The following is a 25,463-nucleotide window of genomic DNA, read 5'->3' as shown; positions in this document are numbered from 1 at the left end:
TGGTTCTTTAATTGGTTCTTTGCTAGGTTGTTTAGCTGGTTCTTTAATTGGTTCTTTTTCTGGCTCCTCGCCAGCACCTTTACCAGCACCAGGGCCTTCACCAGCACCAGGACCTTCGCCAGCGCCAGGACCTTCACCAGCACCAGGGCCTTCACCAGCACCAGGACCTTCACCAGCACCAGGACCTTCGCCAGCGCCAGGACCTTCACCAGCACCAGGACCTTCACCAGCACCAGGACCTTCACCAGCACCAGGTCCACCGCCAGCACCAGGACCTTCACCAGCACCAGGGCCGCCGCCAGCACCAGGACCGCCGCCAGCACCAGGTCCACCGCCAGCACCAGGGCCTTCACCAGCACCAGGTCCACCGCCAGCACCAAATTTTTGTGCTGTGTATGAATATGTGATTGATTCAAATGTACGATTATCGACTGCACCAGTTGGATTCAATCCATGTTGTTTTTGAAAGTATTTAACGCCGCGAACAGTTGCCTCGTTATAATGTCCAGTTATTTTACCTTCATAGCTGCCAAGTGATTTTAACATCCCTTGAACAACATATACATCAGGACCGTGTGCACCTTTTCCAAAGGCAAATCCTTGAGGAGCCATTGCCAAAATCAACATGAATGTTAATAATAGCGCAATACTAATTTTTTTAACCGTATTTTTATGCATTTGACCACATCCTTAAGCTTGTTTTTATTTGACAAACTTAATATCTCCAATATTTTAATATCTTCATTATGTTAATTTATCCCATTGGTATGTATGGTTATAAAAAAGAACCCCCTTGAGATTTCAAGGGGGAGTTCACATCTTGTCATATTTATTAATCAGCTACATTTTCAGCAAATTGTTTTTCCCTCCACATAAAGGTAATGCTAAGGCCAATAAACATAATGACTGCTGCAAAAAGGTATGGATAATGAATGTTTAAATCGAAAAGTATACCTGCTGCAGCTGGGCCGGCAATATTTCCTAGACTTGTATAGGTAGAGTTCATACCAGCTACAAATCCTTGTTCTTTTCCAGCTGATCTGGATAGGAAAGTGGTTAGGGCAGGGCGAAGTAAATCGAATGCCAAGAAAATAAGACAAGTGACAAGCAAAACCATCCAGAAGCCTGAAATGACAGTAGATGCAGCGGCTAGTATAACTCCTGTAATTAAACAGATTTGAATCAGTTTCTTTTCTCCTAGCTTATCGACCATTTTACCGAACATAAACACTTGGAAAACTACACCGAAAATAGAGCTAATTGTAATTATTAACGCAATATCCTTTGGAGTAAAGCCGAATTTATGATCAGAAAATAAACTGAAAACAGTCTCGTATGCAGATAAACCAAAAGCAAGGACGAAGACAATAATGAAAGCAATAAAATATAACGGGTTAAAGGAGCGTTTTAAATCTCCAAAAAAGTTGCTTTGCTTGGAGTTGCTCGATAGTTCTTCCATTTGTTCCTTTGTTAACGGCTCTTTCAATATAAATAAAGAAAGAATACAAGCTAAAAAGGCAATTCCAGCTGCGAAGAAAAATGGCAGGCGGATGCCAAACTCTGCAATAAAGCCGCCGATTCCTGGTCCGATAATAAATCCGGTGCTAATGGCTGCCGAAACATACCCCATTGCTTTCGGGCGTTCTTTAATTGTCGTTATATCAGCAACATATGCTGTCACTCCCGGCATAATAAATGCTGCGCTCATACCGCCAAGAATTCTTGCAAAATAAAGCACAGAAACATGAGTGCCAAGGCCGAAAATTAATTCTGATACAGCGAAAAGAAATAATCCGAAAGTAATTATTTTTTTTCGTCCGTACCTATCCACCCAACGGCCAGCGAAAGGGGAGGTAATTAATTGGGCAACTGCAAATACAGCAACAAGATAGCCCATTGTACTGCCTGATAAGTGCATAATATTCATAAACGACGGCATAACAGGGATAATCAACCCAATACCTAAAAAGGCAATGAAAATATTGCTTAAAAGGATAATTAATACCATCTTTTGTTCTTTAATTGGTTTTTGTACCATAAATAAACACCTCTTTTTCGTCTATCAATGATGTGAAATACCCCTCCAAAACACCCGCCAAGAGGCATTCAGTTTTTCTAACAGCCGATGTTCATCATTTCCGTAAACAAGCTCAATCAAAATGGAATCGACGACACCTAAAAAAGCATATGTGGGTATTTTTGCAGAAGGTGCGATGATTAACTTTGCATCCATCCATTCCTGAAACTTATTTTCTAAAATACCCTGGACTTTTTCTTCAATATCAATGACTTCCATATCAATATCTTTTTGAAGATGGGCCGGTGGAAAAAAGGAGATGCGCAGCCAAAATTTCAGCTGTTCATTTTTTTGAAAAAGATCTATAACAAGCTGCAAAAACCCGTATAAGTCTTTTTCAGGATGAGAAGAATCGATGCTGCTGAAGTATTCCAGTTTAGAAGAAAGTTCCGTTTCCTTCGCATCATGTAACACTTGAAGAAAAAGGTCATCTTTTCCTTTAAAGTGCGCATAAATGGATTGTTTTTTCATGCCAACGTCTTCTGCTATTTGAGAGAGGGAAGCTCCTTCATACCCATGGATTGTAAAAAATTTTAGAGCTGCCTCTTTTATTTCATCACTTTTCAAGAATTATCACCTCTACCTCTTTAACGAACGTTCGTCAGTTATCTTAGCAAATCTTAGCTGTAAAGGCAAGAAGATTTTATATCCATCACGTAGGTTGAAAATGGTAAAGCTTCTAAGGGTTAGATAAACTTCAGAACCAAGTATTTCTGGCTCAAATATTACTGTTATATTAGAAGGATTTATTTATACATTGCTCATTGGTTGAAGGTTTCCCTTTACAATATATTGAAATATTACCTTGACAGATATTTTACTATTGTGATAAATTAATTTTAGTACTCTAATACATTAGCGAGATAAAGTTATTTTAAAAAATAAAGGTGGTATTCGTCGTGAAAAGAAAATTTGCATTTAAACTTATATCAGTTTTTATCATTTCTCTTTTGGCAGCATGTTCTAGTACTTCTGCAGGAGAGTCAGAATCAGATCAAAAAACAATTGTAATCGGTATAGATGATAAATTTGCACCGATGGGTTTTAGAGATGAAAATAATGAAATTGTCGGATTTGATATTGATTTAGCTAAAGCGGTCATTGAAAAAATGGGCGCTACTCCAAAATTCCAGCCCATCGATTGGAAAACAAAAGAATCTGAATTAAGCAGTGGACGCATTGACTTAATCTGGAATGGCTACACCATAACAGATGAAAGAAAAGAAAAGGTACTATTCACAAAACCATACTTAAGCAATGCACAAGTTGCTGTAACAAAGGCTGATTCAGAGTTAACCGAATTACATGATTTAGAGGGGAAGGTTGTTGGATTGCAGTCATTGTCATCCGCAGCAGATGCATTAAATGCAAATGACATTAGCAAGAATGTAAAAGAGATTACGGAGTTCTCTGATAATGTGCTTGCTTTAAGTGATTTGAAGAGCGGGCGATTAGATGCAGTTATTATTGATGAAGTCGTAATAGATTATTATATGACAAAAGAAAAAGATACATTTAAAATACTTGATGAATCACTCGCACCTGAAGAGTACGGAATTGGTGTGAAAAAAGGCAATGAACAATTATTAAATGAGCTGCAGTCGGCACTTGATGCATTGATAGAGGATGGTACGGCTGGTGAGATTTCAAAAAAATGGTTCGGTGAAGATCGCTTATTAAAGTAAAGCGGCGAAAAGCAAAGCAGGATTTCTTAAGGAAACCTGTTTTGCTTTTTCATTAATAGTAGAATATTCGTTTAGCCTATTGGAAATTAGTAAAAATATTGCACAAGGAAAACAAAGGCACACGCCTAACTAGGCGTATTTCCGGTTTTTCTAAGAGGAGCTTTCTTATGTCTTTTGATTATATCCTTTCAGTTCTAAAACCAATGCTTGAAGGCGCACAGGTGACTATTCTTTTATTCCTGATTGCGATTGTTATATCGATACCCTTTGGCTTCTTGCTGACACTTGCTTCCAGAAGCAATATTAGAATGATCTCCTGGATGGCTCAAGGATATATTTATATCATGCGTGGGACGCCGTTGCTATTACAGCTATTATTCATCTGTTTCGGTTTGCCGATGCTGCCGGTTGTTGGAGAATATTTGGTCCTTGACCGCTTTGTAGCCGCGTGTCTCGGATTTATTTTAAATTATGCTGCCTATTTCGCAGAGATATTCAGAGGGGGGCTATTGTCCATAGATAAAGGCCAATATGAAGCATCGCAAGTGCTAGGCATGAATAGATGGCAGACATTAACGCGCATTATCATTCCACAAATGTTCAGAGTGGCGTTGCCCGCTGTTGCAAATGAATCGGTTACTTTAGTGAAGGATACCGCTTTGCTATATGCTGTCGCTGTTCCAGAACTATTGCACTTTGCGCAAACCGCAGTTAATAGAGATTTTACCATCCTTCCCTTTTTCTTAGCGGCCATTATTTATTTACTAATGACGCTTATACTTTCATTATTCTTTAAATTCCTCGAACGCAGATTTAAGTTCGAATAGTTGGAGCGGTGTTCATGTCAATCATTACGGTATCAAATTTGAAAAAGTCATACGGCGATTTAGAAGTCTTAAAAGGAATCAATTTTAATGTGGATAAAAATGATGTAGTAGCAATCATCGGTCCTTCAGGATCTGGAAAGAGCACGATGCTTCGCAGTCTTATTCATTTAGAAGAAATAAATGATGGAACTATTTCTATTGATGGACAAGAGCTTGTGAAGAATGGAGTATATGCGAAAGCGCACGATTTAAAGCAGATTACTAGCAAAATGGGGATGGTGTTTCAGCATTTTAACCTTTTTCCGCATTTGACAGTGAAGGAGAACTTAGAGATAGCTCCAAAAATGGCGAAAAAAGAAGCAATAAAAGTGATTCAGCAGCGCAGCGAGGAGCTTTTACACAAGGTAGGTCTAACGAGTTGGGCTAAGTCATATCCGGCAAAGCTGTCAGGTGGGCAAAAACAGAGAGTGGCCATTGCAAGAGCATTGATGATGGATCCTGAAATTTTATTATTTGATGAACCGACCTCAGCGCTAGACCCTGAATTAACTGGTGAAGTTCTCCAGGTCATGAAAGACCTCGCCCAGGAAAAAATGACGATGATTGTTGTGACGCATGAAATGGGTTTTGCCAAAGAAGTAGCAACAAAGGCGATTTTTATGGATAATGGGGAAATCGTTGAGTCAGGCGAGCCTGGAGCTTTATTTACGAACCCTCAGTTTGACCGGACAAAGGCATTTTTGCAAAGAAGTTTAAGCAGTTAAATATCTGCACTTAATCACATTGGCCACGTTTGAAAAAGGAATCTCAAAAAGAGATTCCTTTTTCATTAAACATCAAAAAATTCTTTAGCTTTTGCAATAAACTCTGTTTCTTCTTCAGGAACATCTTCTTCATAGAAAATGGCATCGACTGGGCAAACGGCTTCGCATGCACCGCAGTCAATACAGATAGTAGGATCGATTAAATATTGATCCTCCCCTTTTTCAATACAATCAACTGGGCAAGAATCCAAACAATCTGCAGCTTGTTCTTCAATACACGGTGATGTGATGACATAGGACATAATTTCTCCCTCCAATCATTATGATTTCCGGCTAAAGATGATGCAACCAATCAATTAATTTTGCTTCTTCTAAGGCTATAAATTAGATATTTATATATGTTTTCCTCCCAAATTTGATAATTAAACCAATATTTAAAATATTCTAGTGAAATTAATAAATAATTAGGTTTATGTCTATTCAACATAAGCCTATGAAACATATCCTATTTTGTATGATTGAAAAGTCTGCAAGAGAAGAATGATCTGGAATATTTACAACCTATAATTATTAATACCGCTATGATGTACCACGGACACAAAGCACAAATAATTAATTACAAACCAACAACAGTCGTAGACTTGAATGAGGGTTTATTCATGTCAAGCGTACGGAATGAACAATTTTAATAGAGGTTTCAGCCTCCATCAACACCGGCTTCTGTGCCAAGCCGGTAGCTAAGTATGATAATTCCTGATTGATTCTATTTGGGATTTACGCTTTCATTTTTTGCCTATATATGTTCATTCAAACAAATATTTGATTAAAACCTTTGACAAACACCTTGTTAGTTTCATAGACTAAAAGTAAGTCAATCAAATGGATGTTTGAATGGGGTGCAAAAATGGTTCAAAAATTGAAGAAAGAAAACGATGTTTGTGAAACATTTTGCTATGATGAAGAAAAAGTAAATCGGGTGCAGCCTAGAATAGATGAAGTTAGTGGATTAGAGCAATTGTTTAAAGCGCTATCAGATGCCACGCGCATAAAAATCGCTTATGCACTAACAATAGAGGAAGAACTGTGTGTATGCGATGTGGCGAACATTATCGGTTCTTCGACAGCTACAGCTTCTCATCATTTAAGATTGTTAAAAAATATTGGCCTGGCTAAATTTCGTAAGGAAGGGAAGCTTGCCTTTTATTCTTTAGATGATGAACATGTGAAGCAATTGATTCAAGTAGCTTATACCCATCACAAGGAGGGTGTGCGAACTTGAGTAGTGAAGCAGAAAAAAATGACTATCGTATAGAGGGATTCTCTTGTGCGAATTGTGCAGGAAAGTTCGAGAAAAATGTATGCAAACTTCCAGGCGTGAAGGAAGCAAAGGTGAATTTTGGCGCATCAAAATTATCTGTTATCGGAGAGGCTTCTGTAGCAGAGTTAGAAAAAGCAGGGGCATTTGAGAATTTAAAAGTTATTCCTGATAAAAAAAGAGAGGCAAAGGTCTATCGCGTGGAAGGCTTCTCCTGTGCCAATTGTGCAGGAAAGTTTGAGCGGAATGTAAATGGCCTTCCTGGTGTAGAGGAAGCAAAGGTAAATTTCGGTGCATCAAAAATCTCAGTTGTAGGTCAGGTATCTATCGCAGATTTGGAAAAGGCTGGTGCTTTTGAAAACTTGAAAGTCCATTCCGAAAAAAATAATGAGCCTACTGAGAGTGAAGCAAAAGATGAGAAAATACCTTTTTATAAAAAATATCAAACACTGCTTTTTGCTGGCTTATTCGTTTTATTAGGATACCTATCATGGTTTGTGAACGGCGAAGATAATCTCATTACCATTCTTCTCTTCTTAGCAACGATATTAATAGGCGGAATTCAGCTTTTAAAAATTGGTTTGCAAAATCTTATTAGGCTTGACTTTGATATGAAAACATTGATGACAGTTGCTGTTATCGGTGGAGCTATTATTGGTGAATGGGGAGAAGTGGCGGTAGTAGTCATTTTATTCGCAATCAGTGAAGAGCTAGAACGGTTTTCAATGGACAGTGCACGGAACTCTATCCGTTCATTAATGCAGATTGCTCCTAAAGAAGCACTTGTTAGAAGAAATGGACATGAACAAATGATTCATGTAGAAGATATTGAAGTCGGCGACATTATGATTGTTAAACCGGGACAGAAGATTGCCATGGATGGCGTGATTGTAAGCGGTCATTCTGCAGTTAATCAGGCGTCGATTACTGGTGAGTCTGTTCCTGTAGAAAAGAAAATGGATGATGAAGTATATGCTGGAACGCTAAATGAAGAAGGGTTTCTTGAAGTGGAAATTACTAAGCTTGTCGGTGATACAACGATTTCGAAAATCATCCACTTAGTTGAAGAGGCGCAAGGTGAACGTGCCCCTGCCCAAGCTTTTATTGATAAGTTTGCCAAATACTATACACCTATTATTATGGCAGTTGCAGCACTTGTCGCGATCTTGCCGCCATTATTCTTTGCTGGAAGCTGGGAAGCATGGATTTACCAAGGCCTTGCCGTTCTTGTTGTTGGCTGTCCATGTGCATTGGTCATCTCCACACCAATTGCCATCGTATCAGCAATCGGCAATGCAGCTAAAAAAGGCGTACTCATAAAAGGCGGCATTTATCTAGAAGAAATGGGTTCTATTAAAGCCATTGCTTTTGATAAAACGGGTACATTAACGAAAGGTGTCCCTGCTGTTACAGATTACGAAGTAATAGGTGAAAGCAATGATGACCGAAACATTCTTTCATTTATTTCCGCATTGGAAAATCGTTCGCAGCATCCACTTGCTTCAGCAATATTAAAAAAAGCAGACGATGAACATATTGATTATAAAAATATCTTAGTTGAAAATTTTTCATCGCTGACAGGTAAGGGAATTAAAGGAGAAATTGAAGGAATACCTTATTTTATAGGCAGTCCTAAACTTTTCAATGAACTCGGAATTAATAATAAGCGTATAGAAAATAGAGTGATGGAACTTCAGCAGCAAGGGAAAACAGCTATGGTATTTGGCACAGATCAAGTAATTATCGCTGTAATAGCAGTCGCTGATGAAGTCCGCGAATCGAGTAAAGAGGCGATAGAAAAGCTTCATGCACTCGGAGTGAAAAAAACAATCATGCTGACTGGTGATAATAACGCAACAGCTAATGTCATCGGCCGCTATGTCGGAGTATCGGATATTCAAGGTGAATTAATGCCAGAAGACAAGTTAACCAGTGTAAAGCAGCTCCGTGAAAAATACAGCCATGTAGCAATGGTCGGAGACGGTGTCAACGATGCCCCGGCACTTGCTGCATCAAATGTAGGCATAGCGATGGGCGGTGCCGGAACCGATACGGCATTGGAAACAGCAGATGTAGCATTGATGGGCGATGATCTAAGAAAGCTGCCATTTACAATAAAGCTAAGCCGAAAATCACTTAGAATTATCATTGCCAATATTACATTTTCATTAGCAATAAAACTTTTTGCCTTACTATTGGTCATCCCTGGATGGCTGACACTATGGATTGCGATTCTTGCTGACATAGGCGCCACGCTCATTGTTGCTTTAAACAGCATGAGATTAATGCGAGTAAAGGAATAATAATAGTATACAAAGCCGCCTGCTCTCAGGAAAGAGTAGTGCGGCTCTTTGTTTTGGCTGATGAAAGGAATGGCTTACGCTCCTTAGCTTTATTTTTACCTCAGTTGGTCTATCAAAAATAAGTTGTAGTAAAAATAGGGAAGGACAGCTAATAAAAACTGTCCTTGCTTATGCTTTTATTTCATCATAGATGAATTTAAAGTCTGCTTTAGTAAATATCTTCGGTACTGGATAAAGCGGGTTTGCCTCTGCAAATGCGCGGTCAACCATCTTTGGTATATGATGATCTTCAATTACCGATAGCTTTTCTGGAATATTCATTTTAGAATTTAATCGTTTTATTTCTTCAGTAAACTTGATAGCTTTTTCTTTAATTGTGTGATGTTCATCGGTTATCTTAATTAGATCAGCAAGTTCAGCTAATCTCTTATAAGCGGTTTCACCATAATAATCTAATACGTAAGGCAGGATGACCGCATTTGCCAGTCCATGCGGCACGGAATAGAATCCTCCTAATGTATGGGCGATGGCATGCACATTGCCCACATAGGCTCTTGTAAATGCAAGGCCAGCAAGATAGGAGGCTTTCAACATGTTGGCTCTTGCTTCCAAGTGATCACCTTGGGTATAAGCGGTATACAGATTCTCAAAGATAAGCACAATAGCATCTTTTGCATATTTTTCTGTTTCTTTTGTATTGCTTTTACCAATATAGGCCTCTACCGCATGAGTGAGGGCGTCCATTCCAGTTGTTGCAGTGATATGCGGAGGCAAACCAGTTGTCAGCGCGCAATCAAGCACGGCATAGGCTGGTATTAATGATAGGTCCATGATTGCATACTTTTCATTTGTGATCGGGTTCGATACAACAGCGGCCAGTGTTCCTTCACTGCCGGTACCGGCTGTTGTCGGTACGGCGAAAAGCGGTGGAAGGTTCTTGCGTATCTTAAAAAGTCCTTTCATATCCGGGATGCTAACATTTGGCTTCGCTATACGTGCACCAATTCCTTTCGCACAATCCATTGCCGATCCGCCGCCAAAGGCAATGATGGCCTGACAATTTGATTCTATATAGAGTGAGCGGCCTTCTTCAATATTTTCAATCGTCGGGTTTGGGACTGTTTTATTATAAATAAAGTAATCAATCCCTTCTTCATCCAAACCTGCTAGTAAAGGCTTGAATAAACCTATTTCCGTTAATCCTTCATCTGTTACAATAAGTACTTTTTCGATAGTTTCTTCTTTAATGATTTTAGGTAGCAGCATGGAGCTGTCCTTTCCTTCTAAAAGCTTTGGGGTGTTCCAATTTAGAAGATTTATCCCGATCCGCATACCAGCTTGAATGCTGCGATAATAGAAGTTTTTCATATTATTAATCTCCTTTTATTCTTGTTTCTAAAGGGATTATTCGTGATGTATAGAATCAATTATATGATGAATAGAACGTAAAAGACGGAGAAAGAATGAAAACCTTAACCTTATAAATAAAAAAAACACTCCTCCAATTTAATATTGATGAGAAAGAAGAGGATGGCATGCTCTATGTATTTGAAGATGAACCTGTTCAACTAAAAACGATTAATGCTACAAAATTCTATGAAAAAAAAATCCCCTTAAACATTAGAAAGGGGATTTTGCTGTTTACTTAACAAATTGTTTAATCAGCTCTTTATTTTTTTGTTTGAAAATTTCATTATGTGAGGAGACCATCCCAGATTGATGAGCTTCAGGTTCTATAAATTTCTTTGCTTTGTTGACGGCGTTGGCAGCATCTTGAAAAGCGCCTGCTATTAAATGCACCTTGCCTTCATGCATCAAAATATCGCCGGCAGCATAAAGGCCGGGAACAGAGGATTCGCTTCTGGCGTTTCCGTCGATATAAAAGTCATCAACCATGCTGATGTCCAGTTCACAATTATTTAAAAGCGCGGAATCGCGTTCATAGCCATGATTGATGACTACATCATCAATTTTTAATTCTGTCACTTCGCCTGTTTGATGATTGGTCAGCTCCACACTGGCAATCTTCTCATGATTGTCAGAAGCAATCAATTTAGAAATGGATGTATTATAAAAACATTCCGCTGTGCTGCTTTCCAGTTGCTGTACTTGAGATTCGTGACCGTTCAAAGCGTCTTTTCGATAAGTTAAATACACCTTTTTAGCAAATGGCACTAGTTCATTTGCCCAATCAATCGCCGAATTCCCGCCGCCCGAGATGATGACAGTTTTATCTGTAAATCGTTTTAATGATTTGACTGTATAGTGCAGGTTTGATACTTCATATTTTTCCGCACCCTCGATTTGCAGCTTTTGCGGCTTCAAAATCCCGCCTCCTACAGCGACAATAATCGTTTTAGAGAAATGCGATTGGCCAGATTCTGTATGTAATATGAAGGAATCATCCTCATTTTTTGATATTTTAACGACTTTTTCATTTAATACAATTGTAGGGTCAAATGTCAGGCCTTGGGTAATGAGTTGTTCAATCAGCTTTTCGCCTGGCACTGGAGTTAGACCGCCTACATCCCAAATCATTTTTTCGGGATAGACATGAATTTTGCCACCAAGCTGAGGCTGATATTCAATGAGCTTAGTCTTCATTGATCTTAGGCCGCTATAGAAGGCAGAGTATAATCCCGCCGGACCGCCGCCAATTATCGTCACATCATACAACTCATGCTGTTCCATTACTATTTCCCCCTAATCGTGCAATTGATTATCATTCTCATTTAAGAATACAACTTTTCAATTAGAAACACAATATGTTTTGCAAACTTTATATTGGCAGATTTATAAAAAGGGCAATAATAGCGCTGGCAGCACCTATTATTGCCCTTCATATTACTCCCTTACCCTAACAACTAATAGCATCATAAATGATATAGCTACGATGGCAATGACCCATAACCAAGCCATTATCATATTGCCGGAATCAATCGCGATATAAATAGCAATTGGCAAAGTCTGCGTCTCACCAGGAATATTCCCGGCGAACATAAGTGTTGCACCGAATTCTCCGAGGGCGCGCGCAAAGCTCAAAATACTTCCAGTAATTAAGGCTTTTGAAGCGAGAGGAATGGAAATAAGGTAGAAAATTTTCCAATCGCTTGCTCCGTCAACGCGTGCGGCATTTTCAATATCCTTGTCTACACTTAAGAAGCCCGACTTAGCGGATTGATACATGAGCGGGAAAGCAACTACAATGGCAGCAATGACAGCTGCCCACCATGTGAAAATAATCGGGCGGTCAAATAACCAGGTAATCGCTTGTCCCGCCCAACTGTTTTTTCCAAAAATGACAATTAGAAAGAAACCAACGACTGTTGGCGGAAGGACCATTGGCAGCATTAGGATGGTCTCTGCAATCGCCTTTCCTTTAAACTGCTTTCTTGCGAAGAACCGGCCTGCCATTGTTCCAGTTACAACCACGATGATACCCGCAATAACAGCAATCTTTAGAGAAACCCATATAGGACTAACAAACTGTTCGGAAACGAGATTATTGAGCAGTAAATCCATAATTCTCAAACACCTTTATTGCTTTATCACTTCTTAAATACTTATAGAACTTATGCGCTTCTTGGTAATTTTTAGAGTCCTTGATGACACCTACAGGATAGATAATGGGTGCATGTGTGTCAGGCTCAGCTGTGGCGACAATTTTTACCTTATCTGATACAAGCGCATCTGTTTTATAGACAATGCCAGCACGTACATTTCCTGTTTCAACATAGGATAAAACCTGTCTAACATCCTTAGCAAAGACCATTTTAGATTCGATTTGGTGCCATATCTTCATATTTTCCAAAGCTTCTTGGCCGTATGCACCAGCTGGAACGGTTTCCGGAGTTCCGATCGATATTTTCTCCACTTCATCCTTTACAAGATCTGCAAAATTTTCAACAGTAGAATCATCTTCAGGCACAACAAGGACAAGTTCATTTCCTAATAAATCGCTGCCGTCTTCCTCAGCGATATTGCCTTCTTCGACAAGTAAATCATATTTATCTTCTGCAGCAGAGAAGAACAAATCGACTGGTGCTCCTTGAGAGATTTGCTGTTGCAGCGACCCGGAGCCAGCAAAGTTAAAACTTAATTTTACTTCTGGATTTTCATCTTCATATGAAGCTTGAATATCTTCCAATGCATCCTTTAAGCTGGCAGCTGCAGAAATGGTTAACTCCACATTTTGTTTTTCTGCATCCGTCGAATTTTCAGTTGATGAACAGGCAGCAGTAAAAACAAGGCAAAATAAAATGATGATACTTAACTTCATATTTTTTAACATGATTGTTCCCCTTTTGTATCTTATGATTAATTATAACTAGTTATATATTAATATAATTAGTTAGAAAGTTAAATTGTTTTTTCAACTAAAGAATCGTTTTTTCTGTTTCACTATCAAATAGATGAAACTTTCGGAAGTGCGCAGATAGAAGAAGACGTGATCCTACTTTATTGTTATAATCAGGATCTGTTTTGATGGCGATTGATTGACCTGCCATACTTGCGTTAATAATAGATTCCGACCCAAGGCGTTCAATTGATTCAATTGTAGCGTAAAACTGCGGTGCGGCTTCATTTATTGATATATCTTCTGGACGCAGGCCCACGGGTGACTTGTCCGCTTGAAGGAAGCTCCACCGTGTTAAGCGAAACCTTATCTTTAAATCCGTCTATTCTAAGTCCTTCTGCAGTAGCTGTTGCGGGAATTAGGTTCATTGCAGGCGAACCGATGAAGCTTGCAACAAACATATTTTCCGGCTTTTCGTACACATCCTTAGGGGTGCCGATTTGCTGAATTTCTCCTTTATTAAGGACAACGATTCTGCTGGCCATTGTCATTGCCTCTGTTTGGTCATGGGTCACGTAGATTGTTGTAGTCTGGAGTTTTTCGTGAAGCTTATTAATTTCTGCACGCATTTGCACTCTAAGTTTTGCATCAAGGTTTGAAAGGGGTTCATCCATTAGGAAAACCTTTGCATCTCTTACAATGGCTCTTCCTAATGCAACACGCTGCTTTTGTCCGCCGGATAATTCAGCAGGCTTACGATTAAGAAAGGATTGCAGTCCAATAATATTAGCTGCTTTTTTGACGCGCTCAGCAATTTCATGTTTGGTAAGCCTTCTCATCTTTAATCCAAATGCCATGTTTTGATATACTGTCATATGAGGGTATAATGCATAGTTTTGAAAGACCATGGCGATGTCACGATCTTTTGAAGAAACATGATTCATTTTTGTTCCATCGATATAGAGATCGCCATCGGAGATATCTTCCAGACCTGCAATCATTTTTAAAATAGTAGATTTTCCGCATCCGGACGGTCCGACTAGTACAATGAATTCTTTATCTTTAATATTCAAATTAAAATCTTTAACAGCTTTTTCGCCTTGATTGTAGATTTTACTCATGTTTTGAAGCATTAGGTTAGCCATTAATTGTTCATCCTTATATCTTTAATATAATTATATATAACTTATTATAATTAAAGATAACTAAAAATGTTAAGTGCTTTCCAAAAAAAATTGGAGTGATATGATGAGTGACAATTCTTCTTATACAATAGAGGAGGTATCGCAATTATTACGGGTATCCAAATTAACGGTTTACGATTTAATTAAGAAAGGTGATCTGCCTGCTTATCGAGTAGGTAGACAAATGAGAGTCGATCACGATGACATAGAGAAGTATAAATCTAAAAATAAGACGGGTGCACGCAATGAACGGAACCCTCCAAAAGAACAAGGGCAAACTGCTCGCCAAACAAGTCAAATCATAATAAGCGGACAAGATATCGCCTTAGATATGTTAAGCAAGCATGTTGAAAATCATACGAGCTTTTCGACATTAAGGCTTTATAACGGGAGTCTTAACAGTTTGATGTCCATGTACAATGGGGAATGTGATGTTGTTAGTGTTCATTTATATGATGGAGAAACAGGTGAATACAATACGCCATATGTAAAAAGAATACTAGTGAGCCAGCCCTTTATTCAAATGAATCTCGTTCAAAGACAAGCGGGAATCTATGTGCAAAAAGGAAATCCTCATCAAATAAACAGCATGAAGGATTTGAGCAAGGTAAATATTAAAATGGTCAATCGTGAAATCGGTTCTGGAGCCAGGATTCTTTTAGACGAGCAATTAAAAAAACAAGGGATTCGTCCTCAATCGCTTAATGGATATGACAATATTTTAACAAGCCACTATTCTGTGGCATCAGCAGTTGCCGGCGGGCAGGCAGATGTAGGGATAGGAATAGAAAATGTAACGAAAATGGTAAATGTAGATTTTATTCCGCTCATTATGGAGCAATATGATCTAATCATATTAAAAGAAAACGAAAAACTCGTAGAAGCAATCAAAGAAACGGTGAAATCGAAGGAGTATCAAACTCAACTCAAGCAGTTTTATGGTTATGATTTGAGCTTAAGCGGGAAGATTATATTTGATTCATAAGAAAAGGGCATGACTGATTATCATGTCCTCTTTTTGTATAGTTATTTTATGCTATTGGAACAAATGACAATATTAGGCGCATCATCTTTCTTCAAATCATACCTTCTGCTTATCATTTTGACAGTGCGATTATATCAGAGCCATCATAATGAGAGCTTCTTGGTGAATGGAGAAATATGCCTACACCGTAGTGTCTTTCTAGGCTGGTCTGAATAAAATCTTCTAGAAAGGTGAGGTGTAGGCAGAACACTTTCGTTCTTATTGCGCTGTATACCCACCATCAAGAACAACCGCTTGACCAGTGACACCGCCTGCTAAATCACTTGCAAGGAACATGGCATAATCTGCAATTTCCTTCACATCCAATAACCGCTTTTGCGGTACGAGTGGATAAATAACTTCTTCCAGCACATTCTCTAGTGGGACACCCCTCGTAACTGAAAGATCTTTTAATTGATTACGTACGAGCGGTGTATCGACATAGCCAGGGCATAGTGCATTAACTGTAATTCCATCAGCGGCACTTTCTAAAGCTGCGACTTTTGTTAATCCGATTACTCCATGCTTTGCACTATTATAAGCGGCTTTGTTGGCGAATCCAATTAATCCATTGATTGAAGAAATATTTAAAATCCTGCCGAAGCCTTGTTCTCTCATAATAGGTAATACATTTTTAATTGCTATAAATGGTGCTGTTAACATGATCTTAATCATTAACTCGAATTTCTCAGTTGGAAATTCTTCAAGTGGTGCTACATGCTGCAAACCAGCATTGTTTATAAAAATATCAATCATACCATAATGTTCTTTTGCTTTATTGATTAAGTTTATAATTTCTGCTTCCTTCGTAACATCGGCCTTCATGCCAATTACATCTAATCCTTGTTGTGATAATTGGAAAGCAGCATCGGTTACTTCTTTTTCATTTAAATCTGATAGTACAACCTTCGCTCCATTTTCTGCAAAGATTTTTCCTATTTCATACCCAATGCCTCTAGCTGAACCAGTAATAATTGTAACTTTATTAGATACCATTAATCATACCTCCAAAAAAGTATAATGGCTCATTAGGAAATTAAAGGAATAAAAAAGATGAGAAGCTAAAAAGGGGAGTGGGGAGATATATCGAGGAAAAGTTTATCATATAAAAATAATTTTCGCAATTATTTAATTGTTGGCATGGGATTTGCATTAAGATGGATGAGCAACTAAAAGGAGTGATGAAAATGATTAGAAATATAACAATTATAGGTTCAGGTGTCATGGGAACGGGTATCGCTCAGTCATTTGCATTGAATGGCTATCGAGTGACTTTAAATGATATCTCACAAGAGTATTTGGCAAAGGCAGATATAAGAATTCAGGCAGATATGGAAACAATGATAGATGAAGAATCAATATCCTTATTACAAAAGGAACAGGCTTTGCAAAATATCAAATATGAAATAGATATAGAAAAGGCATTGGAGTTGTCTGATTTTATTATAGAAGCGATTCCTGAAGTGTTAGAAATGAAATGGAAACTTTATAGTAAAATAGAAAAATTAATAAGCAAGGATACGATTATTGCTTCAAACACATCCACTTTTCCGATTTCACGGTTAGCTGAAAACGCTTCATTTGCAAATAGAATGGTCATTACTCATTTTTTTAATCCGGCCCATTTAGTGCCTTTGGTCGAAATTGTGAAGCATGAAAAAACGGAAGAAAGTATTCTAGCAAAAACAATTGAATTGATGCGTAGCATTGGAAAGAAACCTGTTGTAGTGAAAAAGGAAATCTCCGGCTTTATAGCGAATAGGCTTCAGACCGCACTGATGAGGGAGGCTTTCTATTTGCTAAATGAAGGAGTTGCGAGTGCAGAAGATATTGATACTGCTGTGACAGCAGGCCCAGGCTTTCGCTGGGCATTTACAGGTCCAATTGAAATAGCGGATTTCGGAGGATTGGATACATGGCAAAGAGTATTTGATAATGTGGCGCCAGAACTTGATAAAGCGGTTTCAGCACCAAATATAATAAAAGCATTGGTCGCTCAAAATAAGTTAGGTGCCAAAAGCGGAGAGGGCATTTTTCACTATGGTGAAGAAACGGTATCGAATAAATTAAATGACAGAGATCGTTCTTATATTCAGTTAAATCAAATAAAGAAAAAAGATAGATGAAAACATAAACTGCAGCCATTTTAAAAGGAAATCCTTTTAAAGTGGCTTTTTTTCTTTAACAGACAATTTGCGACAAGTCTAGCTAAATGAAAATAGCAAAATACTGTTTATGATATAATGAAGCGATGAAATTATAGCAATCTTCGAAAATTAATATAAAATATTTTGCTGAATAACAAGTAAATGGAGGGGGCGTATTACATTTGTCGGAAAGTCAACCAACTTCCACGCAGTTGCATTTATTAAAGACGATGATTGAGAGCTTGCCATTCGGTGTGATTGTAATTAATAGGGAAAAAGAAGTACTCATTTGCAATCAGCGCCTCCTTTGGATGCTTGAAGGGGACTTGCAGGAGTTTTATGAGCTAATTGAGCATAATACCCTCCACAGTACAAATATTAAGCTTCGGATTAATGATAAACAAATGATTGTCAGGTATGAAAAATTAATCGGCTATGAAGAAGCTGATTATATGTATCTTTGCTCTTCTCCTGAAATGGATGCAACAGAGTTTTTGAAAAAAGAACACGACGATAACGAAATTCTTATTCAGGATATTTTAGAGTATGCCTATGACGGGCTAGTAATTGTAGATGCAGACGGATATGTTCTCATTCTTACACAAGCATATGCCGATTTCTTAAAGGTTGATCAAAAAAGTTCAATCGGGAAACATGTGACTGAGGTTATAGAAAACACAAGAATGCACATTGTTGTGAAGACAGGGAAGCAAGAAACAGCGTCATTGCAGAAAGTGAACGATGGTTACATGATCGCGACCCGCTCTCCTATTTTCAAAGGAGGAAAAGTGGTAGGGGCAGTCGGAAAGCTGCTGTTTAAAAATGTTGGTCAATTTTCGGCATTATTTAAAAGGCTGAATACTTTGGAGATAGAGCTAAAGAAGTATAAAGGCGATTTTCGTGAAAGCAACAAGTCTTCCTATACATTTGATCAGTTAATAGGTGATTATTCTGGCTTTAAAAAGATAAAGGAAAGTGCTATGAGAGTTGCAGAAAATGATTCCAATGTATTACTGCTTGGAGAAAGCGGCACAGGGAAAGAGCTTTTTGCACATGCCATTCACCATGCGAGTAAACGGTCAATGGGTGTTTTCGTTAAGGTGAATTGTGCAGCCATTCCATCAGAACTAATTGAATCAGAACTTTTTGGCTATGAGGAAGGCTCCTTTACTGGAGCGAAAAAGGGCGGAAAGGCTGGAAAGTTTGAAACGGCTGACGGTGGAACGATTTTTTTAGATGAAATTGGGGAATTGCCTATTCATATGCAAGTAAAGTTGCTAAGAGTTCTTCAGGAGAAGGAAGTCGAGCGGGTGGGTTCTTCTAATAGCATTGCAGTCGATGTGAGAATTATAGCAGCAACGAATAGAAATTTGGATGAGATGGTTGAGAAGGGTGAGTTTCGCCTTGATTTATATTATCGCCTTAAAGTAATGGAAATTCTTATCCCGTCCTTGAATGATAGAAAGCAAGATATTGAGCTTTTAGCTGCACATTTTATTAAAAAATATGAGCAAATCATGTCAAAGCCAGTGAAAGGGATAGATGAGAGAGCGATTCATTTATTAAAAAACCTATAGCTGGCCAGGGAATATACGGGAATTAGAGAACATTATAGAAAGAGCTATGAATATTGTGGAGATCGATCAATGGATTAATGCAGAACTTTTGCCTGACGGGATTAGAGGCAGAGTAGAACCAACGCTGACCCGTCCGTTGTCGGAAATAATGGAGGATACAGAAAGGCAAACGATTTTTAATTGTCTGGAAGCGGTGGATGGCAAGAGGACTGAGGCAGCCAAGCGGCTAGGAATTAGTCGAACAACTTTATATGAAAAGATGAATAAATATGGCCTTTTAAAAGAATAATTGCTGCACTTTTGCTAATATATGATATTCGCTGGAAATAACAAGTTTCATTAATGAAGGTAACAAACAGTCAGGTTTTCGGACCTCTGTTCGTTACTTTTTTTATATCATGTTCGGATTTCAGAACGAAATTAAATTGGATTGTATCGATATGTTCGGAAATCCATACATAATTTTTGGTTTGCTGATGCAGTGCAAGGATAACTGAACAAATTTTATGAAAAATCAATCATAATTTGCTGATATCATGCATTAATCAGAGAATAAGTAGGTTGGCATAAAGCTTGCAATATAGATTATGGCAAGGCTCATTTTGGAAACGTATGATCAGGATAGTTGAAGATTTGAAGTAAATGAAAACGGTTACTTAGAAAGGGGAGCTAGAAAAATAAAGGGGACGATTTTTTTTAGGGGAGAAAATCATCATATGTGTTCACTGCAGATCATCCATTCTGGGGAGATGAAGATGATTTGTAAAAAAAATGATGAATAAGGGGGTATTTATTTGATTATTGAGATTTTTGCAATTATATTAGCTTTAGGACTATTAATCTTTCTTGCCTATCGCGGTTATCCAGTTATTATTATTGCTCCGATCGTTACTTTATTAGCAGTAGTTATTTCCGGAGGTTTATTACTGCCCAGCTATACAGAAACTTATATGACAAATGCAGCAAATTATATTAAATCGTTCTTTCCTATTTTTCTATTGGGGGCAATCTTTGGAAAAGTAATGGAAATGACGGGAGCAGCTGCTTCGATAGCAAGAACCATTGTTAATTCACTAGGTTCTAAGCATGCAATTTTAGCGGTTGTACTGGCATGTTCAGCGCTAACATATGGAGGGGTTTCCTTATTTGTTGTTGCTTTTGCAGTGTATCCATTTGCTGCAGCCATTTTTAAAGAAGCGGATATACCAAAAAGGTTGATTCCCGGTGCGATTGCATTAGGTGCATTTACTTATACAATGGATGCGCTTCCAGGTACACCTCAGATTCAGAATATTATACCAACGAACTATTTTGGCACAGATGCATATGCAGCTCCAGTAGTCGGGATTATTGGCGCAATTATGGTGTTTGTTGGCGGTATGCTTTGGCTTGAACGAAGACGCAAGCAAGCAATCGCAAAGGGAGAGGGATATGGAACCGGCCATAAAAATGAACCGGAGCAAGTTGATGAAAAAACGCTTCCAAGCTTCTGGCTATCCATTCTTCCGCTTGTGATTGTCATTGCGTTAAACTTCATATTCAGCCGCACAAATTGGTCGGCTAAGTTTTGGTATGATTCAACAACTTTAGCGGATCAATATAATATTGCAGATGCGAGCACGGTTGCTTCTTCATGGTCATTAATATCAGCTTTGACAATCGGAATAATTATAGCGATGCTGTTGAATGTGAGAAAAATTAAAGCTAACCTTGCGACTGGTTTAACTGCAGCAGCAATGGGATCATTGTTGGCGATCTTTAATACAGCTTCTGAAGTAGGCTTTGGAAATGTTGTGAAAACATTGCCAGGGTTTTCAGCAATTCAAGATTGGGTGTTTAATGCAAGCAATAATCCATTAGTATCCGAAGCGATTGCAGTAAATGTTTTATCAGGAGTAACAGGTTCAGCATCAGGTGGTTTATCAATTGCACTGGAAGTGATGGGTGCACAATATTTGCAAATGGCAAATGCGCTGGGCATTTCTCCGGAATTGCTTCATCGTATCGCATCAATGGCTTCAGGCGGAATGGATACATTACCGCATAATGGAGCGGTTATTACGTTGTTAGCAATAACAGGATTAACGCACCGCCAGTCTTATGGTGACATTTTTGCTTTAACCATTTTAAAAACTGTAACTGTATTTGTACTTGCGTTTGCAATTTCTTTATTTATCTAAGCTTTAAGGAGTATTCCTTAAAATTATAGAGGAATACTCCTGTTCATCAAGCACAAGAGAGGAGAATAATAGAATGAGAAAAGTCATTACATCTTTAGAAGAAGTAGTTAAGCAAATTCAAGATGGTTCATCCATTGTAGTAGGCGGCTTCGGGCTATGCGGGATTCCTGAGCACCTTATTATGAAATTACAGGAACAGGGGACAAAGGATTTAACTATTTATAGTAATAACTGTGGTGTAGATGAATGGGGCCTTGGGCTATTGTTGCAAAATAAACAAATAAAGAAAATGGTCGCGTCATATGTTGGCGAAAACAAGTTATTTGAAAAACAGTTTTTGAATGGAGAATTAGAGGTTGAACTTGTTCCGCAAGGCACATTAGCAGAAAGGCTACGTGCAGGAGGAGCAGGCATTCCTGCATTTTATACTTCAACAGGTGTTGGTACAGAGGTTGCAACTGGAAAAGAGCATAAGGAATTCAATGGAAAAACCTTTATTATGGAAGAAGGCATTGTTGCGGATTATGCCTTTGTAAAAGCGTGGAAGGCTGATCCATTTGGCAATCTAGTTTATAGAAAAACTGCTCGTAATTTTAATCCAGTCGTAGCAACTGCAGGGAAAATTACCATTGCAGAGGTAGAAGAACTAGTAGGAATTGGCGAAATCGAACCTGATGAAATACATACACCTGGCGTTTATGTTCAACATGTATTTGCTGGAAAAGATTATGAAAAAAGAATTGAAAGATTAACAACGAGCAAAAAGGCATAAGGAGGAATAGTGTAATGAGTAATGGAAGAGATAAAATTCTTAGCCGTGCAGTAAAAGAAATCGAAGATGGAATGTGTGTAAATCTTGGAATCGGTATGCCTACACTTATTGCAGATATGATTCCTGCGGATGTAAATGTAATGCTGCAATCAGAAAATGGCCTGCTTGGAATTGGTAGTTATCCAGATGCTGATGATGTTGACCCTGATTTAATTAATGCTGGCAAAGAAACAGTCACTGCTAAATCAGGAGCTTCCTTCTTCGATAGTGCAGAATCATTTGCTATGATCCGAGGCGGACATATCGATTTAGCGATTTTAGGTGGGATGGAAGTTTCTGAATCTGGCGATTTAGCCAACTGGATGATTCCTGGGAAAATGATTAAAGGCATGGGCGGAGCGATGGATTTAGTTCAAGGCGCAAAGAAAATTGTTGTGATTATGGACCATGTAAATAAACATGGAGAGTCTAAAGTAAAGAAAAACTGTACGCTTCCGCTGACCGGTGAAGCCGTCGTTCACATTCTGATTACAGATATGGCCGTTTTTGAATTTACAGAACAAGGAATGAAATTAATAGAATTACAGGATGGCGTTACATTAGAGGAATTAAGAAATGCGACGGAGGCAACCTTCATTGTGCCTGAACAGTTGCAATAGATTATCGGGTCTGCCGATTTATGAAAAAAAGATGAGATTCGGCAGTAATCATTTCTGCTAAATCTCATCTTTTTTATTAATCCTTCTTTAACTTCGCTGCCAGGTAATTACCTAGTGACTGCAAGCCTTGAACAAGGATGATTAATAGAATAACAGTGATATACATTACGTCGACTTCATACCGCAAATGTCCATATCGATAAGCAAGGTCTCCAAGACCGCCGCCTCCAACTAAACCAGCCATAGCTGTAGCACCAATCAAACCGATTGTTGCAATCGTTAAGCCTAGTACAATGGAAGAACGGGATTCCCTGATTAAAACATACCAGATAATATGGCGCGTCTTAATGCCCATTGCTTCATAAGCTTCAATGACGCCGCGGTCCACTTCTAATAGTGCTGATTCCATTAATCTTGCAATATAGGGAGCAGTATAGACGACGAGCGGAACAATGACTCCTTTTACACCTATAGATGTACCGACTATGAATTTAGTAAACGGCAGAATAAAGAATAATAGAATAATAAATGGGACGGAACGTATCACGTTAATAATGACGTTTAATACATTATATACATATTTATTTCCTAACGCTTTGCCGGGTCTTGTTAACACAAGCAGGACACCTAATGGCAGTCCAATTAAAATAGATATAGCTAGAGAAATACCAACCATTTGAAATGTTTGAATGGTGGAGGTCCAGAGATCAGCTCCCCATAAGTCAAGAAACTCGTTGATTGTCTCCACTGATCTTCACTCCTTCCACATGAACATCCTGTTCTTTTAAAAATTGAACCGCATTTTTTATTTCAGATGACTCCCCTTTTAAATGAACGAGTAGCTGTCCAAATGATTCATCTTTTAAGCGGGTGATGCTGCCTGATAATATATTCGGGAAAATATCAAACTTTTTGCTAACTAAGGCAAGCGCTGGTTCGCCTGATGACTCACCAAAGAATGACAGTGTGGCGACATGTCCCGTTTTATTCAGATTAGTAAGCATTTCATCCGGTATATCATGCGAGAAAAGGCTATTAACAAACCGCTTCGTTGTTGAATGCTGGGGTGAAGTGAAAATATCTTTTGTTTTGCCTTCTTCAATTACTTCACCATTCTCCATGACTGCCACCTTATCGCAAATACGCTGGATGACGTTCATTTCATGTGTGATTAGTAAAATCGTAATGCCCAGCTCTTTATTAATTTTTAATAAAAGATCAAGTATTGCTTCAGTTGTATCGGGATCGAGCGCACTTGTCGCTTCATCACTGAGCAGAACTTCCGGTTCATGTGACAATGCACGTGCAATCGCTACCCGCTGTTTTTGACCACCAGATAGCTCCGAAGGATAAGCATTTTTCTTTTCATTTAACCCCACAATATTTAAATATTTTTCCACCCGCTCTTTTACTACCGTTTTATTCAATCCTGTTAATTTAAGCGGAAGGGCGATATTGTCATAGACCGTTGCTGTTTTAAGCAAATTAAATCCTTGGAAGATCATTCCGATATTACTTCTCGCTTCGCGAAGCTTCCTAGGGGATAATGCTGTTAATTCTACATCTTTCACTTTTACAGAGCCTTGGTCAGGGGCTTCTAAAAGGTTTACACAGCGGATTAACGTACTCTTCCCAGCACCGCTATATCCGATGACACCGTAAATCTCGCCTTGTTTGACTGATAGCGAAACATCTTTTAGAGCATGTATGGGACCTTGTTTTCCTGTAAAAGTTTTAGTGATGCCTGTTAGTTCAATCATGCTTCAATCTCCCTCCGTTAAGCGAATGTCTTCTTTTATGAAAAAAATCACCAAGAAACAATGACTGATCCTTCAAATGTTTCCTCTACAAATTTTTCGATTTCTTCACTGCGATAAAGGTCGGCAAGCTTTTGAATAATCTCATCATCTTTATCCTCTGTTCTTACCGCCGCATGATTCACGTATGGAGAATCTTTAGGCTCAATGAAAACAGCATCCTTTGATGGCACAAAGCCAGCTTCGATAGCAAAGTTTGTATTGATAGCGGCTGCATCCAGCTCTTCTAATTGACGGGCAATCTGTGCTGAGTCAAGTTCAATAAATTCGTAATCTCCATTGTTTTTGACAATATCTCTTACTGTAGAATTAATCCCTTTTTCCGGGTCTAACTCAATTAAGCCAGCTTTTTCAAATAATAGCAGAGCGCGTCCGCTGTTTGTTGGATCACTTGGCAGGCCGATCTTAGCACCTTTTTTTAATTCAGCGATATCTTTCACTTCTAATGAGTAAATCCCCATTGGGAATGAAACTGTATCAAATGATTTCACTAAATCTAAGTTTCTATCTTCAATAAATGCATTAAAGTAAGGTTCTGTTTGGAAAATATTTAAGTCAATTTCTTTCTCAGCTAGGGCTACGTTCGGCATTACATAATCCGTGAAGACTTTAGGCTCGATATTTAAACCTTCTTCTTTGCCAAGCTCAATTACTTTTTCGAGTATTTGCTCATGCGGTCCAGCTGTTACACCGACAACTAACTTTTCGTCAGCATATAATCCGCCGCTTTCTGAATCTGCCTCTTCGCTACCGCAGGCAGCAAGTACTGTTAATGTAGCAAACAATACACTAGTCAATAACCATTTTTTCATGATGTTCTCTCCCTTTTTTCTGT

Annotated in this window: 24 protein-coding genes and 1 pseudogene; 12 read left to right on the top strand and 13 right to left on the bottom strand. The window is 38.5% G+C overall.

Annotated elements, in window-relative coordinates; genetic code table 11:
• From CWS20_RS18635 to CWS20_RS18625, 3 genes are all read right to left on the bottom strand, one after another.
• A partial coding sequence (locus CWS20_RS18635; protein ID WP_142385400.1) for a peptidoglycan-binding domain-containing protein occupies positions 1-678 on the bottom strand: 678 nt, incomplete at its 3' end.
• A 154-nt stretch (positions 679-832) separates the two neighbouring features.
• Positions 833-2,038: an MFS transporter gene (locus CWS20_RS18630; RefSeq protein WP_066190192.1), complete on the bottom strand. Its 1,206-nt coding sequence runs from the start codon at positions 2,036-2,038 to the stop codon at positions 833-835.
• Positions 2,039-2,062: 24 nt separating this feature from the next.
• Positions 2,063-2,644 carry a TetR/AcrR family transcriptional regulator gene (locus CWS20_RS18625; RefSeq protein ID WP_066190194.1) on the bottom strand — a complete coding sequence of 194 codons (582 nt, stop codon included), beginning with the start codon at positions 2,642-2,644 and terminating at the stop codon, positions 2,063-2,065.
• Positions 2,645-2,976: 332 nt separating this feature from the next.
• Between CWS20_RS18625 and CWS20_RS18620 the strand changes: the two genes are divergently transcribed.
• The 3 genes from CWS20_RS18620 (at position 2,977) to CWS20_RS18610 (ending at position 5,353) form a co-directional block, all read left to right on the top strand.
• The gene (locus CWS20_RS18620; protein ID WP_083957153.1) at positions 2,977-3,762 is read left to right on the top strand and encodes an amino acid ABC transporter substrate-binding protein; all 786 of its coding nucleotides are present in this window, start codon (positions 2,977-2,979) and stop codon (positions 3,760-3,762) included.
• Between the two features lie 167 nt (positions 3,763-3,929).
• Positions 3,930-4,589, top strand: a complete 660-nt coding sequence (locus CWS20_RS18615) for an amino acid ABC transporter permease (RefSeq protein ID WP_066190200.1) — start codon at positions 3,930-3,932, stop codon at positions 4,587-4,589.
• A gap of 14 nt (positions 4,590-4,603) precedes the next feature.
• A complete protein-coding gene (locus CWS20_RS18610; RefSeq protein WP_066190202.1) occupies positions 4,604-5,353 on the top strand; it encodes an amino acid ABC transporter ATP-binding protein in 750 nt (249 codons plus the stop codon).
• Positions 5,354-5,418: 65 nt separating this feature from the next.
• Here CWS20_RS18610 and CWS20_RS18605 read toward each other — a convergent pair whose 3' ends face one another.
• Positions 5,419-5,655: a ferredoxin family protein gene (locus CWS20_RS18605; RefSeq protein ID WP_066190206.1), complete on the bottom strand. Its 237-nt coding sequence runs from the start codon at positions 5,653-5,655 to the stop codon at positions 5,419-5,421.
• A 602-nt stretch (positions 5,656-6,257) separates the two neighbouring features.
• Between CWS20_RS18605 and CWS20_RS18600 the strand changes: the two genes are divergently transcribed.
• Positions 6,258-6,632: an ArsR/SmtB family transcription factor gene (locus tag CWS20_RS18600; protein ID WP_066190209.1), complete on the top strand. Its 375-nt coding sequence runs from the start codon at positions 6,258-6,260 to the stop codon at positions 6,630-6,632.
• Positions 6,629-8,971 (top strand): heavy metal translocating P-type ATPase, encoded by a 2,343-nt coding sequence (locus tag CWS20_RS18595; RefSeq protein WP_066190212.1) that lies wholly within the window; start codon positions 6,629-6,631, stop codon positions 8,969-8,971. Before CWS20_RS18600 ends, CWS20_RS18595 begins: the two co-directional genes overlap by 4 nt.
• 168 nt (positions 8,972-9,139) lie before the next feature.
• Here CWS20_RS18595 and CWS20_RS18590 read toward each other — a convergent pair whose 3' ends face one another.
• The 5 genes and pseudogenes from CWS20_RS18590 to CWS20_RS18565 all read right to left on the bottom strand — a co-directional run bounded on the left by CWS20_RS18590 (position 9,140) and on the right by CWS20_RS18565 (position 14,413).
• Positions 9,140-10,339, bottom strand: a complete 1,200-nt coding sequence (locus CWS20_RS18590) for an iron-containing alcohol dehydrogenase (protein WP_066190215.1) — start codon at positions 10,337-10,339, stop codon at positions 9,140-9,142.
• Between the two features lie 273 nt (positions 10,340-10,612).
• A complete protein-coding gene (locus CWS20_RS18585; RefSeq protein ID WP_066190218.1) occupies positions 10,613-11,662 on the bottom strand; it encodes an NAD(P)/FAD-dependent oxidoreductase in 1,050 nt (349 codons plus the stop codon).
• Positions 11,663-11,815: 153 nt separating this feature from the next.
• Complete coding sequence (gene modB, locus CWS20_RS18580) at positions 11,816-12,493, bottom strand: molybdate ABC transporter permease subunit (RefSeq protein WP_066190220.1); 678 nt, start codon at positions 12,491-12,493, stop codon at positions 11,816-11,818.
• Positions 12,474-13,262 (bottom strand): molybdate ABC transporter substrate-binding protein, encoded by a 789-nt coding sequence (gene modA / locus CWS20_RS18575; RefSeq protein WP_066190223.1) that lies wholly within the window; start codon positions 13,260-13,262, stop codon positions 12,474-12,476. Before modA ends, modB begins: the two co-directional genes overlap by 20 nt.
• Before the next feature lie 85 nt (positions 13,263-13,347).
• Positions 13,348-14,413: pseudogene (locus CWS20_RS18565) on the bottom strand (ABC transporter ATP-binding protein).
• A 103-nt stretch (positions 14,414-14,516) separates the two neighbouring features.
• On the opposite strand from CWS20_RS18565, the gene CWS20_RS18560 reads away from it, so the two are divergent.
• Positions 14,517-15,437 (top strand): substrate-binding domain-containing protein, encoded by a 921-nt coding sequence (locus tag CWS20_RS18560; protein WP_066190226.1) that lies wholly within the window; start codon positions 14,517-14,519, stop codon positions 15,435-15,437.
• Between the two features lie 258 nt (positions 15,438-15,695).
• Here the strand turns inward: CWS20_RS18560 and CWS20_RS18555 are convergent, their stop codons facing one another.
• Entirely contained in the window at positions 15,696-16,472 is a 777-nt protein-coding gene (locus CWS20_RS18555; RefSeq protein ID WP_066190228.1) for a 3-hydroxybutyrate dehydrogenase, read from the bottom strand.
• 191 nt (positions 16,473-16,663) lie between these two features.
• Here CWS20_RS18555 and CWS20_RS18550 point away from each other — a divergent pair, with 191 nt between their 5' ends.
• The 6 genes from CWS20_RS18550 (at position 16,664) to CWS20_RS18530 (ending at position 22,811) form a co-directional block, all read left to right on the top strand.
• Positions 16,664-17,602, top strand: a complete 939-nt coding sequence (locus CWS20_RS18550; RefSeq protein ID WP_066190230.1) for a 3-hydroxyacyl-CoA dehydrogenase family protein — start codon at positions 16,664-16,666, stop codon at positions 17,600-17,602.
• Between the two features lie 203 nt (positions 17,603-17,805).
• Positions 17,806-19,200, top strand: a complete 1,395-nt coding sequence (locus CWS20_RS18545) for a sigma-54 interaction domain-containing protein (protein WP_241504216.1) — start codon at positions 17,806-17,808, stop codon at positions 19,198-19,200.
• A gap of 46 nt (positions 19,201-19,246) precedes the next feature.
• A complete protein-coding gene (locus CWS20_RS28775) occupies positions 19,247-19,489 on the top strand; it encodes a helix-turn-helix domain-containing protein (protein WP_241504215.1) in 243 nt (80 codons plus the stop codon).
• 505 nt (positions 19,490-19,994) lie between these two features.
• On the top strand, positions 19,995-21,380 hold the full coding sequence (locus CWS20_RS18540; protein WP_066190233.1) for a GntP family permease: 1,386 nt from the start codon (positions 19,995-19,997) through the stop codon (positions 21,378-21,380).
• A 73-nt stretch (positions 21,381-21,453) separates the two neighbouring features.
• Positions 21,454-22,152: a CoA transferase subunit A gene (locus CWS20_RS18535; RefSeq protein WP_066190235.1), complete on the top strand. Its 699-nt coding sequence runs from the start codon at positions 21,454-21,456 to the stop codon at positions 22,150-22,152.
• Positions 22,153-22,166: 14 nt separating this feature from the next.
• Positions 22,167-22,811, top strand: a complete 645-nt coding sequence (locus tag CWS20_RS18530; RefSeq protein ID WP_066190239.1) for a 3-oxoacid CoA-transferase subunit B — start codon at positions 22,167-22,169, stop codon at positions 22,809-22,811.
• 76 nt (positions 22,812-22,887) lie between these two features.
• On the opposite strand, the gene CWS20_RS18525 is transcribed toward CWS20_RS18530, so the two are convergent.
• Genes CWS20_RS18525 through CWS20_RS18515 form a run of 3 tightly spaced genes read right to left on the bottom strand, consistent with a single transcriptional unit; the run spans position 22,888 to position 25,440 of the window.
• The gene (locus CWS20_RS18525; RefSeq protein ID WP_180321488.1) at positions 22,888-23,559 is read right to left on the bottom strand and encodes a methionine ABC transporter permease; all 672 of its coding nucleotides are present in this window, start codon (positions 23,557-23,559) and stop codon (positions 22,888-22,890) included.
• Positions 23,534-24,571, bottom strand: a complete 1,038-nt coding sequence (locus CWS20_RS18520) for a methionine ABC transporter ATP-binding protein (protein ID WP_066190241.1) — start codon at positions 24,569-24,571, stop codon at positions 23,534-23,536. Before CWS20_RS18520 ends, CWS20_RS18525 begins: the two co-directional genes overlap by 26 nt.
• Positions 24,572-24,618: 47 nt before the next feature.
• Positions 24,619-25,440: a MetQ/NlpA family ABC transporter substrate-binding protein gene (locus CWS20_RS18515; protein ID WP_066190245.1), complete on the bottom strand. Its 822-nt coding sequence runs from the start codon at positions 25,438-25,440 to the stop codon at positions 24,619-24,621.
• Between the last annotated feature and the right edge of the window lie 23 nt (positions 25,441-25,463).

The organism is Cytobacillus horneckiae, assembly GCF_002835735.1.
In the GTDB taxonomy this organism is placed as follows: domain Bacteria; phylum Bacillota; class Bacilli; order Bacillales; family Cytobacillaceae; genus Cytobacillus; species Cytobacillus horneckiae.
This window is presented reverse-complemented; position numbering and strand designations above follow the sequence as displayed.

Coding starts and splice junctions, on each gene's coding strand:
- CWS20_RS18630 (WP_066190192.1), bottom strand. CDS start 2,038: ATGGTACAAAAACCAATTAAAGAACAAAAGATGGTATTAATTATCCTT.
- CWS20_RS18615 (WP_066190200.1), top strand. CDS start 3,930: ATGTCTTTTGATTATATCCTTTCAGTTCTAAAACCAATGCTTGAAGGC.
- CWS20_RS18610 (WP_066190202.1), top strand. CDS start 4,604: ATGTCAATCATTACGGTATCAAATTTGAAAAAGTCATACGGCGATTTA.
- CWS20_RS18605 (WP_066190206.1), bottom strand. CDS start 5,655: ATGTCCTATGTCATCACATCACCGTGTATTGAAGAACAAGCTGCAGAT.
- CWS20_RS18600 (WP_066190209.1), top strand. CDS start 6,258: ATGGTTCAAAAATTGAAGAAAGAAAACGATGTTTGTGAAACATTTTGC.
- CWS20_RS18590 (WP_066190215.1), bottom strand. CDS start 10,339: ATGAAAAACTTCTATTATCGCAGCATTCAAGCTGGTATGCGGATCGGG.
- CWS20_RS18585 (WP_066190218.1), bottom strand. CDS start 11,662: ATGGAACAGCATGAGTTGTATGATGTGACGATAATTGGCGGCGGTCCG.
- modB (WP_066190220.1), bottom strand. CDS start 12,493: ATGGATTTACTGCTCAATAATCTCGTTTCCGAACAGTTTGTTAGTCCT.
- modA (WP_066190223.1), bottom strand. CDS start 13,262: ATGTTAAAAAATATGAAGTTAAGTATCATCATTTTATTTTGCCTTGTT.
- CWS20_RS18560 (WP_066190226.1), top strand. CDS start 14,517: ATGAGTGACAATTCTTCTTATACAATAGAGGAGGTATCGCAATTATTA.
- CWS20_RS18555 (WP_066190228.1), bottom strand. CDS start 16,472: ATGGTATCTAATAAAGTTACAATTATTACTGGTTCAGCTAGAGGCATT.
- CWS20_RS18550 (WP_066190230.1), top strand. CDS start 16,664: ATGATTAGAAATATAACAATTATAGGTTCAGGTGTCATGGGAACGGGT.
- CWS20_RS28775 (WP_241504215.1), top strand. CDS start 19,247: ATGAATATTGTGGAGATCGATCAATGGATTAATGCAGAACTTTTGCCT.
- CWS20_RS18535 (WP_066190235.1), top strand. CDS start 21,454: ATGAGAAAAGTCATTACATCTTTAGAAGAAGTAGTTAAGCAAATTCAA.
- CWS20_RS18530 (WP_066190239.1), top strand. CDS start 22,167: ATGAGTAATGGAAGAGATAAAATTCTTAGCCGTGCAGTAAAAGAAATC.
- CWS20_RS18520 (WP_066190241.1), bottom strand. CDS start 24,571: ATGATTGAACTAACAGGCATCACTAAAACTTTTACAGGAAAACAAGGT.
- CWS20_RS18515 (WP_066190245.1), bottom strand. CDS start 25,440: ATGAAAAAATGGTTATTGACTAGTGTATTGTTTGCTACATTAACAGTA.